Below are 10,832 nucleotides of genomic sequence, written 5' to 3'. Positions count from 1 at the left end.
AAGCCACCGCATCGGGTGGCTTCAATGTCCTGATTTAACAGGGGAAATTCTGGTGGCGCATCCCTGATTCGAACAGGGGACCTGCGGATTATGATTCAGTTTGATGGCAAGGCATTGATGGTGCTTTGTCTTTGTAATCAATTGGTTAGGCCATTCATCTGTCGCTATGGATACGCTATGTTTTGCTATGTGGTTGACGCTTGGTTGACTCTCTTTTACTAGGTGGTTTGTACCGAGCCACTTTCACTAACTTTCGCTTGATATGCCTCAATCATTTCATTAACTCTACGTTTAGATTCGCCTTGGTTTCTAGCAAGAATCTCTGCTCCGGGCTCAAGGAATCGTAAATATCTATAACACTTTTTTTGATTAAATTTCTCTATATTCTTATAAACATCATCCGCCAGAGCACATGCATCTTTAATGCTATTTTCAATAAACTCCCCGTGCTCTTGAAGAAACTCAGATATGAGAGTCTTTAACTGCGGAGGAATGGACGAATCCACCGCAGTTTTATGTAAAACCGAATCATTTTCTCTTCTCAAGTAATACCAGGAGGATTTAGCCTTCTGTGACTCAATCAACACTCGCTGTCGAAGCGAAAATATTTCTGAATTTCGGCTCCTGTACAAAGCATATAAAGATATAAAAAAACTGAAAATTGATATCGCAAGCGGAATAATGCTACCAAGATTTAAGTCCATTGATTGCTTGTTCCTAAGGCAGGTTTGTCGAAGAGTTGCTTCAACAATTGTACAAAATCAACCACTGGACCGGCACACTTCAACGCTCGCCGCTAGGCAGGGTTTCAGGGTCAAAAGCCCCTGCAACCCTACCAACAGCGTGTTTTAACCGTGGTGTGTCAAGGATGCGCTTCGCCGGGTACTCACCCGGTCCCGGCAAGCCGGGCTGCGGCTTCCGTGCCCGTCCTTGACATGGCACACGCAGTCTAGGTAAGTTGCTCTGTTATGTTCTCTCCAACGACAGACAATGCAAGACACGTTACGCCTGCGCCGCTTCAACCTGAATACTCAGGGACGAGACTTCGCAGTTGGCGACATTCACGGCTGTTTCAGCAAGCTTGATGCAGCGCTACGCAGGGTGCGCTTTTCTGCAGAGCGTGATCGGCTGTTCGCCGTTGGTGATCTGGTAGACCGAGGGCCAGAGTCAGCCCTGGTGCTGGAATGGCTTGCGCAGCCTTGGTTTCATTCCGTCTGTGGCAATCATGACCTGATGACATGGCGCCGGGCGTCGGGTGATCCACTGTCAAATATTGACCATTCCGCGCACGGCGGAGAATGGCTCGACAGTCTGGATGAACTGACGCACCAACACATTGCACAAAGCCTGCGTGAGCTGCCGTTAGCGATTGAAGTGGACACGGCAGATGGGCCAGTGGGCATCATCCATGCCGACTTCCCATATGACGATTGGCAGGCCATATACGAACGCCAATTCAGCGCCGAGGACGAAGATACTTGCCTGTGGTCTATCGACCGCTACCGTACCGGGTACAAGCAGCCAGTCCGCAGTGTTCGCGCCATCGTGCATGGTCACATGACAGTGAGCAAGATGGCGCAATTGGGTAACGTGTTTTTCATCGACACCGGGGGGTGGCGCGATGGCGGCAAGTTCACGCTGTTGAACTTGCAGACGTTAAAGGCCGTTTAGTTGGATCGGATGCTTGGCATCCCTTTGTTTTCCGAGCTGAACTCCTGCCGCACCTGCGCTTCTTTGGCGTTCACGCAATTTACTGTGCTGTCCAGTTTGCCAGGATTATTCACGCACTCTTCGATTTTCGCTGCGCGTTCAGTCGGGTTGTCGATGTAGTACTTCACATCATGCTCTTTTTCCGAGCTGCATGCTGACAAGACGGTGACGGCGGCAATGCCAACGAACAGTTTGAACTTCATGGTTCCCTCCAAACAAAAACGGGAAAACCATAGCCCGGTCGTCAATATCATGCAATCCATAAATTGCTGTAGTTTGTAGCGTTGTATGTTGTATGTAGAGCGATACAACACTACAAAGCCAGGTTATTAGCGATTTCACGTACTCGTGAAGAGTCGAAAAGGCTCGCCGCGCAAGCTATCAAATCAATTCACGGCCTACAGGCGGCGCATCTACCCACTCTCTGTCTTCCTTCACTTGAACGGGTGGGTAATCAGAAGCAGCCAGCAGCTCATCCAACGTGTACCGCCGCCGAGGCGTAGCCTGCAACTGCTTTCCCGATTGGTTGCCGTCTAGATGCAGATCCAACGAATCTGCATGATGCTTGTTCCTGATCTGCCTAACCTGCACCGCCACATGGGTAGGCTGATTTGTCTTTTTTTTCATGATCCACGAAGCCTATTAGCGATTTCACGTACTCAACCTATGATGGATCGCTCGGTACGCGTTGTACTTGAAGCACCAACAGGATTTCACTGCTGGACTGCTCATACCCGGTCGTGTGCAGGAACCGAGGCAAGAAGCTCAAACCGTCCCGCGTGTTGGTGTCCTTGCTTTCCGTCAGGCCACCCAGCACGATCACATCGCCATCCTGCATGCCCACCTTCGTTTTCAGCTCTCGCTTGGTCAGCGTGGGCGAATTGTTGACGCCGGTTGTCGTCTTCACGAAGTTGGAGAGCTGCTGCGTGATGTCCAGGTCGATAATGCCTTCCTTCACCACAGGCCGGATGTCGAAGATGACTCCGGAGCTGCGATACTCGACCGATTGTACGGCTTGGCCTGCACCTTGTGGGTACGACAGAGCGCCCAGCACGGGCACATCCTGGCCCACCGAGAAGATGCCTTGTGATCCTGACTGGATGCGCAGCGCAGGCGAGGACACCACCTTGAAGCGGCTATCGCTCGACAGCATGGAATAGACGGCATCCAAGCTGGTGTTCTTGATCTGTATGAAGTTGCCCAGGTTGGTAGCCGTGGAGCCAATACCGATGCCTACATGGCCGCCAAGCAGGTTTGCCAGCAATCCGAAGGCTGATCCCTGCCGGTCAGTGTTGCTGACCTCATAAACCAGCCCACGCACAGCGACTTCGCCAATGCGCCTATCCACCTGTGGCAGCAGCTCGCGCAGGCGTGCGATTTCTTCCTCTGCGCCTGCAAAAACCAGCACGTCGGCAGACTGATCTATCAGCGATGCCGCCGACGAGATTGGTACGTCGCCCTTGGGGCTGGCTTCCGGTGTGGCCCTGACGCTGCGATTGGTGACGAACGATCCCTTGAACAGCGGTGCCAAGGTGCGCGACAGGTACGACACCTCGCGGTACTGCGGCTGGTAGATGTAGATATGCTCGGCTTGGATCGGCGGTTCACCCTCTACACGCTTGCGCACAAAGTCCACACCTGATTTGCGTTCAACCATATAGCCCAGGCTGTCCAGGAAGTACTGCATGAACAGCGACAGCTTGCCCTGGTTGTCCTTGTAGCGGAAGGACACCAGCCGTTCATCTTCCAGCACGTCCGGGGCCAGGACATAAGGTGTGGTCGTGGCCTCGCGGTAGATGAGCTGCACGACTTCGGAAATGCTTGCCCCTTGCAGGTCGAGATTGACCGTCTTCGCGTGAACGGTGCCAGCCAGGGCCAGAGACAGAATGGATGCCAGGATACGCAGTTTCATTTATTGGCCTTTGGAAGTGGGTTTGCTGCCGCTCCAAGCGGTGATGCGTTCGCCATCGACCTCACCGATCATGACGGCACCGCTGTTCTGGAAGTTGGAAGGATGTTCAAGCCGCATACGGCCATCGGTGGACTGAATGACGGCGTAGGCGGTTTTGCCTGCCTGCATGGTGCCGACCAGTCGCCAGGACGTGGACATGGCTTGGCGGGCTTGGGCGCGCGTTGTCGCTGCCGATGCGGGCAACGCTGAATTTGTCTTGGAACCGACGTAACCCGTTGATATGGCTGAATTGTCGGTTTCTGGCTTGCTGCCGAAGAAACCCATCAAGGTGTATACGCTGATGCTGAACAGTCCGATCACCAGGACAGCCAGAATCCAGAGTTTGGGGCTTTTCAGGACGTTCTGGCGATCATCGACTTGCAGTTCCTTGCCCGCGCCGCCGGTATAGCTGCTGTAGAGCGGGAAGATTTGCGGGTCATACCGCTTGTTCTCGACGGCCACGCGGCCTTTTTGCGTGAGCTTGTAGCCTTCCCACATTTCGACGCGGTAGGTCTTGTGCAGGCCCAGCGTCTTGATCTTGGTGGTCTTGAAGGTGACTTCCACCACGACCTTGAGGATACGATGCAGATCGGAAATGTCCTGCACCATCAGCACCAGGTCGCAGCACACCTTGGTATCGGGATGGACGAAGTGACGATGTTCCCGGAAGAACACCTTGTGTTCGGCCAACAGCTTGCAGTCCGTCCCCCAGAAGCGCCATGCCTCATCAATGCAGATGATGTCGCCGGGCTGGCAGAAGGTATCGACATTCTCGCCATAGGGCAGGAAGTCGGCTTTGCCTACGTCCTCGTTCTTGCAATGCACGACTGATCCCAGGCGCTCCGGTGCGATACCGTACTTGTCCTGGCAGTAGGCGCGGATCGCGTCACTGTCGATGCCGTCCACGTTCGTGACCACGCGGCGGCCAGCTTTGACGGCTGGCACGATGACCGAGGATACACATTCATAACTTTTGCCTGATCCCATCAGGCCGGTATAGGCATTGATGGGCATGGCTTATCCAATGATCGGCATACGCCGGATGATGAAGCGCGTGGCATAGGCAGACACCACCATTGCGATGCCAGCTTGTATCTGAAACACGTCCAGGAAATACCAAGTGGCGGCACCAATGCCGGACAGCGCATCATCGACGGCCCCCGTTCCAGGCAGCAACGCAACGATGAAACCGACGAACTCCGAGGTGATGAAGTACAGCGCGAAGAACAGTACGAACTTGACCAAGAGGGAGCGGAACACCCAGGCCAGGACGCTGTTCAGTGCAGAGAGAAGAATTCCGAACATGGCGACCTCACGCGGACAGGACGATGAACAGCGCGATCAGCGCCCAGGCCAGCAGCATGGCGGCCTGGATGATGGCTTTGTTATCGTCGATCAGGGTGCAATGCGCATCGAGCACATGCGTGCCGTACAGCTCAATGGTCGGGCGTGGGCATTCGCCCGCATGTGACGATGGCGTGTAGCCCCGCAGGTCGGGCATCATGTCCAGAATGGGCTGTGCGATTTGCTGCGCCGTGGGTATGGCTTCCAGTGTCGGAGCACCAATGCCAGGGTCTGGGCCAAGATTGGTGACTGGATTGTCTGCGCCAGGATTGGTTGCGTTGCTATTCGGAATGGCTGGCGTTGGTTGTGATGCCGTAGGGTTTGACGGCAGCGCCCAAGGATTCGGCCTGTCATTCGTAACAGGGTTCGGGGAAACGAAATCTCGCACTGTAGGCGCAAGCTCTGGATTGGCTTGCAACCACGGCGCAACATCCTCGGCGGTCAAGGGATTTGATTGCGGGTATGGCAAGCCGTCATAACCCGGTTCAGATGCAGCTTGCTGCCATGCGCGATTGGCAAGGCCAGCCAGCAAAGCGGGATTCAATGGTTGCGCAAGTACTTCTTCGGGCAACGCTTCGATAGCCTCTTGTGGCGTCAAACCGTCGCGGTCATCCACGGCATTTTCAGCGGGGAAGCTGTAGCCAGCACATCCCAGTTCAGCGGCAAAGAATGTACCTTTGGCGCATTGATTTGGTGGCCCGTTCATGTCGAGCACCGCGCCTTGCAATTCACAAAATATATTTGTCGCAGAGTGTGCGCGACATTGAATATTTGGATCTGGCGTTTCCCCCAGAACGGATTTACGACTGAAATATGCCTGTTTTGCCATTGCATAGCCGTCACCTCCCCATGCCTGATGCGAGGTGTAGCGATCAGTCCAAACGGTTGCCCGCCATGCAGGAACACCGGGAGTAATGCCCGATGAAGGGTCACGCTCACCAGCCATATCGCTAGACTGGTCGATCAGCCCGTCATCGCGGAATAGCCAGTTCACCAATGCGTCAAGGCCCAAGCTGACTGCATAAGTGACAGCAGCCCCGATGCCCGCAGCAATAGCTACTGTTGCCCATGCAGGAGCGGTTACGGCCCCCACGGTTACCACTGCTGCGGTACTACCTGCAACCGCAGATAGTCCTGGTGTCGCCCTGGCTACCGTGTTCATAAAACGATGATCGTTTGCAGCAAAGCCGCGCCGTTGCATGCCTTGCTGCAATGTCCCTGAGATGGCGCGTGTGACGCGTTCAGGTTCTGGCGTGGGCTTTGGGAGTGCTTGAGAAAAGACTGGCTGAAAGGAAATCAGCAGCCATACAAAAAACACGATCATGAAACGGTAGAGGCTCATTACTCCAATCCTTTGATCAACGCCCAAGCACACGCAATGCCCCAGGCAAAGATGACGAGATACCAAAGCTGAGTAATCACGATTTGCAAGTTCCAAAGAGGCGGATGCTCAGGCAGGATGGCCAGTCCTGCCTGAGTCAGTCATGCGGCCGGATCAACCGCCACGAATCCAGCGAAGCGCCATCTTGGCGGCGGTCATGGTGGCGTAGATCGCTGCCAGCACACCGGCTACGGCCATCACCGCCGTGATGACATCCGTTGCCTTGAACGCGCCCGTGATCGCGGTCAGGTCGATGCTGCCGGCCTCCTGGGCCATGACGGCACCCGATGCCAGCGTCAGTGCGGTAGCGCCCACAGCAGCGACCACCGGCTTGAGGTTGAATTTCAGCTTCTTCATGTGAAGTTCCTTTTCTTGAGAATTGGGCAGGAAACCGCCTGCCTGTCGGATTTACCTAACCCCTGCGGATCAGGTTCAATACGGTTCCAACACCGCGCCCCAGCAGGAAGAACAGCACCACCACCGACAGCCCCAGGCTGAATACCTGGGTGACATCAGCGGCATTCAGCGTAGGAATCGGATTGCCTGCGGCTTCCAGCGTTTCGCGCTCGATGGCGATTTGCTGGCGATGCTGTACAGGGCAATCCGTCCCGGCTTCGGTGCTGATGTCGCAGTACTGGATATAGATGCGTGTCATGGTTCAAGCCTGGATGCACGGCACATAGATCAGGATGACTACGCCCCGGCCATCCAAGTGATCCTGCACGGCCTCGACGGCGCTTTCCGGTTCCTGGAACGGGTCTGCTGCTGTCAGGGCCATCACGTTGATGACGCCACCTTCGCCATCAGCGGCCAGAAATGAGCCGTCTTCGGTGCTCTGCACCAGATAGCGAGGAACGCACCACATGGTCAGGCCGCCTTCGTGGGCTTCGCCAGCTCGACAGGCTGCAAGCTGGTGATGACGGTCTTTTGCGTCTTGCCGTTGGTGACGATTTCCAGTTCCGCTTCTGCCACCAATGGGAACGGCAGGTGCTTGAGCTTGTGGAACTCCTCGGAGGTGCCATAGTTGTATTCCACGGTGGCAAAGCCCTTGCCCATGCCTTTGCTGTCGTCCAGGTCGGTCTGGACGTAAATCTTGGTGCTGTCGTATTCTTGGCCGCTTTCCAGCTTGCCCTTGGAGCCTTTGACGCCAGCGATGGTGATACGGGTATTGAATTTCATGATGTCGATTCCTTATCCGGCGTCGGTTAAGCCGCCACGCTGGCCGGTTCAGCGGGCTTCAATATGCGTTGGATGCCCTGTTTCAACAGGGCGTTGGGTACGGTGCGCAGGCTGCGCGGTAGCTCGCGGGCTGCATGCTTTTCGATCAGGTCGCCAATCCAGGCCATGCCCTCCAAGCCCGCATCAAATGCGCGGGTCAGATGCACCAGGGATGGGGCGACGGTGGTTTCAAGCCAGCGCAATTTGCGCTTGACCACAGCATCGGTAGTCACGTCTTCCAGCTTGGGCTTAGTCTTGATGCGAATGGCCTCGGACACATCCAGCAGTTCCTGCATGTAGGGATGTGCGCCCGCAAAGTAGGTGTCCGGTTCGATCAGGCATTCCAGCGGCAGGATGCGATCCTGTGACCAGTAGCGCAGCTCAATGCGCCACCAAGACGATTCCATGTCTTTGTAGGCGTGGCCCTTGTCGTAGGCATTGACCAGCTTTGCACCGCGTCGGCCCACGTAGTAACTGCGTGAGTGTCCGGCATCCCAATAGCCATCGGTGCGCCCCTGGGGCCGTCTGCCGTGGTAATCGAAACCGCCATTCATGCAGGCTTCGCGCACACCTTCAACGCCGCCGCATCCACCTTCGAAGAAGTCCAGGGCAATGTCGATGCGAGACAGCCGAGCATTCAGCGGCACCAGGAAGTCATACATGGCCTGACGCCAGCCCGCTTTAGCGAACGTGCAGCCGCTGCCGTTGAGCATGATCAGATAGGTATCGCGCTGGTACACGCCGCCACCGGACACGCTGCCGACTTCCTCACCCTCATCGCTCAGAATGCGTAGGGTGCTGTCGTAGTAGTTGCGGCCTGGGCGCAGGTCGCCCACCTGAAAGCCAGTGATCGCGGCCACTTTCTTGGCCAGGATCGCCATGACCTGGACTTCGGTGACGAACTCACCTTCATGGTGTTCGTTACTCAGCGTCCAGAACAGGGAATTGAACAGATCGGTTCCCTTGATCGTGGTCGAAACCCAATCCACTGAGCAGCGGTCTTTGCTGGTGGCCTGCGCCTGGGCCAAGGTCATTTTGACGCGACGGCCTTCGAGCACCAGCTTTTCGGTTTTTGTCAGTCGATGACTCATCGTTTCACCTCAATACCAACGCCTATTCCGTTTCTCCCCGTTTTACTCGGGGGGGGGCCGCTGCCTGCTGTCGCCCCGCGGCTGTCCTCGCGGAGCTGCGGGCAGGCGCGGGCCGACAGCGGTTCGGAGCGTGCAGCCGCCGTGTGCAATGTGGAGCCGCTGCCAGCCAGTCGGGCGTACTGCACCATGCCTTTGTTGAGCAGCTCTGGCCAGAAATCGAGCTGGGTGCGCTTGGGTTTGACGGTGCGGAGCTTCATGCCGATTTCCCCATGCTGATGAGCAGACGGGCGCGGTCGCGCAGTTGTTGGGTCAACAGGAACATGCCTTCGTAGATGGCATGGGCTTCGGGCATTCTGTTGGCGTCGGTCAGTTGGTTGCGCAGCGTGGCGAGCGTGCGCAGATGCTCGGCATCGGTGACGACCAGATGGGCAATGGGACTCATCACAGTGCGAACTCCGCTGCCCTTTCTGCGGCCTTGATGCGGATGGCTTCCACATTGATGAACACCCGCTTACCGACCTTGATCGTCGGCCAGTAGCCACGATTGCACTGTGCCTGGAAGACAGAGTGTTCGATACCCATTGCTCGGGAGAAGGCAAGCGGCGTCATGAGTGGCATAGTCAAGGCCACCTTGTTTGCAAAATCCTGATCTATCGTCATAATCTAGCCTGAAACACCAACCAACTATGGAAATAATCCATGATTGAATGGATTATGACCAGAGGATAAGCCTGTGTCAAGACCCCGCACACACGATTTTGTGATCACAATCGAGGATCGGCTTCGCACCCTGATAAAAGAGGTCACGAAAACTGATCGGAAATGGAAGGAAATGGAAGTCGCCACCGGCATCGCAGCAGCGAGCTGGGTAGATTTCAATAGAGGGAAAAAGCGAGCAACCGCCGAAATGATTGAGGCGGTCTGCTTGGCATGGCCGGAACACGCGTTGTGGCTTACCGCAGGCTTTGAAGACCCAAAGTATGGTCACCTGTCACCGGAGCATAAGGAAGTACCCAAGAGCAATACTCTGTACTTTCAGGCGGTTCTTCACGAACAATCGCTGCGTCAGAAATATGCTGATGAATGGGTAAAGAGTGACTTGGGAGACGATTTCAATTTGCAGAATTTCTCACCGTTCGATAGCCAGTTTTTAGTACGAAATGTGCATCACCTACTGTCGCCTGTACCTCAAGACTTGAATGCAGCACGAGCTCACACTATTCGTGCTGAAAAGATGAGGCAAATTGACCTGATCACTGAAAACACTATCCCTGTATTGGACTACGAGGAGACAGAAGCAATTCTTCCGGCCTTGCAGCGGATGCTTGGAAATTTGGCAAAAAGTCACCAAGTCCACGATGAAGAGACGACATTCACCCTGAATGAAGAACGCATTAAGCAAGTTCTGGAAGAGGTAAAGGCGTCAATTGAAAAGCATAAAAAACAAACAGACTTCATTGAAAAATTGCGTGCGGATTTGAATAAGCTGTGAGCATTAGCAGGACAGAGAAAGGATGGCTGGTCGATATACAGCCTGGAGGAAGAGGTGCGAAACGCCTACGCAAGACGTTTCGCACCCAGGCGGAAGCCAGGAATTGGGAAGTGTGGGTCAAGTCGAATGCCAACAATCAGGCCGACTGGATGCCCGAGAAGAAAGACCTACGGCGATTGGATGAACTGGCTGCCATCTGGTTTGACCATCATGGCAAAGAGCTGCGGGCAGCGGAAGATACCTACAAGCGGATCAAGGCTGCCATCGCTGCGCTGAAAAATCCCATTGCCAGCGAGTTCAATGCACAGGTGTTCGCGGGATATCGCACTCAACGCCTGGATGCAGGAATTTCCTTGAACACCGTAAACCGTGAGCACGCATACATGCGGGCCATGTTCAATGAGCTGATCAGGCTCGGCGTATGGAAGCGTGATAATCCGCTGAAAGACCTGCGGCAGTTCAAAGTGCAGGAAAACGAGCTGTCGTTCTTGACCAAGGAGCAGATCGACGCGCTACTGCCTGAACTGAAAAAATCCACCAATCCGCATGTTGATCTGGTATCGCGCATTTGCCTTGCGACAGGCGCTAGATGGAGCGAATCCGAACAACTGCAACCGCAGCAGGTTCGACAGCGACTGATCCAGT

Annotated in this window: 18 protein-coding genes; 3 read left to right on the top strand and 15 right to left on the bottom strand. The window is 55.1% G+C overall.

The window, feature by feature from the left end; translation table 11 throughout:
* Positions 1-218: 218 nt before the first annotated feature.
* Entirely contained in the window at positions 219-704 is a 486-nt protein-coding gene (locus ABN482_RS16260; protein WP_349504955.1) for a hypothetical protein, read from the bottom strand.
* A gap of 286 nt (positions 705-990) precedes the next feature.
* On the opposite strand from ABN482_RS16260, the gene ABN482_RS16255 reads away from it, so the two are divergent.
* Entirely contained in the window at positions 991-1,671 is a 681-nt protein-coding gene (locus ABN482_RS16255) for a metallophosphoesterase (protein WP_349504954.1), read from the top strand.
* On the opposite strand, the gene ABN482_RS16250 is transcribed toward ABN482_RS16255, so the two are convergent.
* From ABN482_RS16250 to ABN482_RS16185, 14 genes are all read right to left on the bottom strand, one after another.
* Positions 1,668-1,913 (bottom strand): EexN family lipoprotein, encoded by a 246-nt coding sequence (locus tag ABN482_RS16250; RefSeq protein ID WP_349504953.1) that lies wholly within the window; start codon positions 1,911-1,913, stop codon positions 1,668-1,670. The genes ABN482_RS16255 and ABN482_RS16250 overlap by 4 nt on opposite strands.
* 178 nt (positions 1,914-2,091) lie before the next feature.
* Positions 2,092-2,337 (bottom strand): AbrB/MazE/SpoVT family DNA-binding domain-containing protein, encoded by a 246-nt coding sequence (locus ABN482_RS16245; RefSeq protein WP_349504952.1) that lies wholly within the window; start codon positions 2,335-2,337, stop codon positions 2,092-2,094.
* 37 nt (positions 2,338-2,374) lie between these two features.
* On the bottom strand, positions 2,375-3,622 hold the full coding sequence (locus ABN482_RS16240) for a type II secretion system protein GspD (RefSeq protein WP_349504951.1): 1,248 nt from the start codon (positions 3,620-3,622) through the stop codon (positions 2,375-2,377).
* Positions 3,623-4,675: a zonular occludens toxin domain-containing protein gene (locus tag ABN482_RS16235; protein ID WP_349504950.1), complete on the bottom strand. Its 1,053-nt coding sequence runs from the start codon at positions 4,673-4,675 to the stop codon at positions 3,623-3,625. It abuts the gene before it with no gap.
* A 3-nt stretch (positions 4,676-4,678) separates the two neighbouring features.
* Positions 4,679-4,966, bottom strand: a complete 288-nt coding sequence (locus ABN482_RS16230) for a DUF2523 family protein (RefSeq protein ID WP_109061933.1) — start codon at positions 4,964-4,966, stop codon at positions 4,679-4,681.
* 7 nt (positions 4,967-4,973) lie between these two features.
* Positions 4,974-6,347, bottom strand: coding sequence for a hypothetical protein (locus tag ABN482_RS16225; protein WP_349504949.1), 1,374 nt, complete (start codon positions 6,345-6,347; stop codon positions 4,974-4,976).
* A 153-nt stretch (positions 6,348-6,500) separates the two neighbouring features.
* Positions 6,501-6,743: a hypothetical protein gene (locus ABN482_RS16220; protein ID WP_349504948.1), complete on the bottom strand. Its 243-nt coding sequence runs from the start codon at positions 6,741-6,743 to the stop codon at positions 6,501-6,503.
* A gap of 55 nt (positions 6,744-6,798) precedes the next feature.
* A complete protein-coding gene (locus tag ABN482_RS16215; RefSeq protein WP_349504947.1) occupies positions 6,799-7,041 on the bottom strand; it encodes a hypothetical protein in 243 nt (80 codons plus the stop codon).
* Positions 7,042-7,044: 3 nt separating this feature from the next.
* Positions 7,045-7,251: a hypothetical protein gene (locus ABN482_RS16210; RefSeq protein WP_109061551.1), complete on the bottom strand. Its 207-nt coding sequence runs from the start codon at positions 7,249-7,251 to the stop codon at positions 7,045-7,047.
* A gap of 2 nt (positions 7,252-7,253) precedes the next feature.
* Complete coding sequence (locus ABN482_RS16205) at positions 7,254-7,565, bottom strand: hypothetical protein (RefSeq protein ID WP_042487380.1); 312 nt, start codon at positions 7,563-7,565, stop codon at positions 7,254-7,256.
* A gap of 26 nt (positions 7,566-7,591) precedes the next feature.
* The gene (locus tag ABN482_RS16200; RefSeq protein WP_349504946.1) at positions 7,592-8,695 is read right to left on the bottom strand and encodes a replication initiation factor domain-containing protein; all 1,104 of its coding nucleotides are present in this window, start codon (positions 8,693-8,695) and stop codon (positions 7,592-7,594) included.
* Positions 8,692-8,952, bottom strand: coding sequence for a hypothetical protein (locus ABN482_RS16195; RefSeq protein WP_349504945.1), 261 nt, complete (start codon positions 8,950-8,952; stop codon positions 8,692-8,694). The genes ABN482_RS16200 and ABN482_RS16195 overlap by 4 nt, the downstream gene beginning before the upstream one ends.
* Positions 8,949-9,137 (bottom strand): hypothetical protein, encoded by a 189-nt coding sequence (locus ABN482_RS16190; RefSeq protein WP_349504944.1) that lies wholly within the window; start codon positions 9,135-9,137, stop codon positions 8,949-8,951. Before ABN482_RS16190 ends, ABN482_RS16195 begins: the two co-directional genes overlap by 4 nt.
* The gene (locus ABN482_RS16185) at positions 9,137-9,355 is read right to left on the bottom strand and encodes a hypothetical protein (protein WP_349504943.1); all 219 of its coding nucleotides are present in this window, start codon (positions 9,353-9,355) and stop codon (positions 9,137-9,139) included. The genes ABN482_RS16190 and ABN482_RS16185 overlap by 1 nt, the downstream gene beginning before the upstream one ends.
* 172 nt (positions 9,356-9,527) lie before the next feature.
* Between ABN482_RS16185 and ABN482_RS16180 the strand changes: the two genes are divergently transcribed.
* Together ABN482_RS16180 and ABN482_RS16175 are read left to right on the top strand one after the other, a co-directional pair.
* Complete coding sequence (locus ABN482_RS16180; protein WP_349504942.1) at positions 9,528-10,187, top strand: hypothetical protein; 660 nt, start codon at positions 9,528-9,530, stop codon at positions 10,185-10,187.
* Between the two features lie 110 nt (positions 10,188-10,297).
* On the top strand, positions 10,298-10,832 hold a 535-nt coding region (locus ABN482_RS16175), incomplete at its 3' end, for a phage integrase (RefSeq protein ID WP_502877320.1).

Source organism: Corticimicrobacter sp. (genome assembly GCF_040137905.1).
Lineage (GTDB): Bacteria > Pseudomonadota > Gammaproteobacteria > Burkholderiales > Burkholderiaceae_B > Corticimicrobacter.
The sequence above is the reverse complement of the archived record's forward strand: the minus strand, read 5'-3'. Positions and strand labels throughout refer to the sequence as shown.

Excerpts from the sequence above, each read along its gene's own strand:
- ABN482_RS16215 (WP_349504947.1), bottom strand. The coding sequence starts at position 7,041 with ATGACACGCATCTATATCCAGTACTGCGACATCAGCACCGAAGCCGGG.
- ABN482_RS16250 (WP_349504953.1), bottom strand. The coding sequence starts at position 1,913 with ATGAAGTTCAAACTGTTCGTTGGCATTGCCGCCGTCACCGTCTTGTCA.
- ABN482_RS16210 (WP_109061551.1), bottom strand. The coding sequence starts at position 7,251 with ATGTGGTGCGTTCCTCGCTATCTGGTGCAGAGCACCGAAGACGGCTCA.
- ABN482_RS16230 (WP_109061933.1), bottom strand. The coding sequence starts at position 4,966 with ATGTTCGGAATTCTTCTCTCTGCACTGAACAGCGTCCTGGCCTGGGTG.
- ABN482_RS16260 (WP_349504955.1), bottom strand. The coding sequence starts at position 704 with ATGGACTTAAATCTTGGTAGCATTATTCCGCTTGCGATATCAATTTTC.
- ABN482_RS16180 (WP_349504942.1), top strand. The coding sequence starts at position 9,528 with ATGGAAGTCGCCACCGGCATCGCAGCAGCGAGCTGGGTAGATTTCAAT.
- ABN482_RS16220 (WP_349504948.1), bottom strand. The coding sequence starts at position 6,743 with ATGAAGAAGCTGAAATTCAACCTCAAGCCGGTGGTCGCTGCTGTGGGC.
- ABN482_RS16200 (WP_349504946.1), bottom strand. The coding sequence starts at position 8,695 with ATGAGTCATCGACTGACAAAAACCGAAAAGCTGGTGCTCGAAGGCCGT.
- ABN482_RS16225 (WP_349504949.1), bottom strand. The coding sequence starts at position 6,347 with ATGAGCCTCTACCGTTTCATGATCGTGTTTTTTGTATGGCTGCTGATT.
- ABN482_RS16235 (WP_349504950.1), bottom strand. The coding sequence starts at position 4,675 with ATGCCCATCAATGCCTATACCGGCCTGATGGGATCAGGCAAAAGTTAT.
- ABN482_RS16190 (WP_349504944.1), bottom strand. The coding sequence starts at position 9,137 with ATGAGTCCCATTGCCCATCTGGTCGTCACCGATGCCGAGCATCTGCGC.
- ABN482_RS16240 (WP_349504951.1), bottom strand. The coding sequence starts at position 3,622 with ATGAAACTGCGTATCCTGGCATCCATTCTGTCTCTGGCCCTGGCTGGC.
- ABN482_RS16245 (WP_349504952.1), bottom strand. The coding sequence starts at position 2,337 with ATGAAAAAAAAGACAAATCAGCCTACCCATGTGGCGGTGCAGGTTAGG.
- ABN482_RS16185 (WP_349504943.1), bottom strand. The coding sequence starts at position 9,355 with ATGACGATAGATCAGGATTTTGCAAACAAGGTGGCCTTGACTATGCCA.
- ABN482_RS16195 (WP_349504945.1), bottom strand. The coding sequence starts at position 8,952 with ATGAAGCTCCGCACCGTCAAACCCAAGCGCACCCAGCTCGATTTCTGG.
- ABN482_RS16255 (WP_349504954.1), top strand. The coding sequence starts at position 991 with ATGCAAGACACGTTACGCCTGCGCCGCTTCAACCTGAATACTCAGGGA.
- ABN482_RS16205 (WP_042487380.1), bottom strand. The coding sequence starts at position 7,565 with ATGAAATTCAATACCCGTATCACCATCGCTGGCGTCAAAGGCTCCAAG.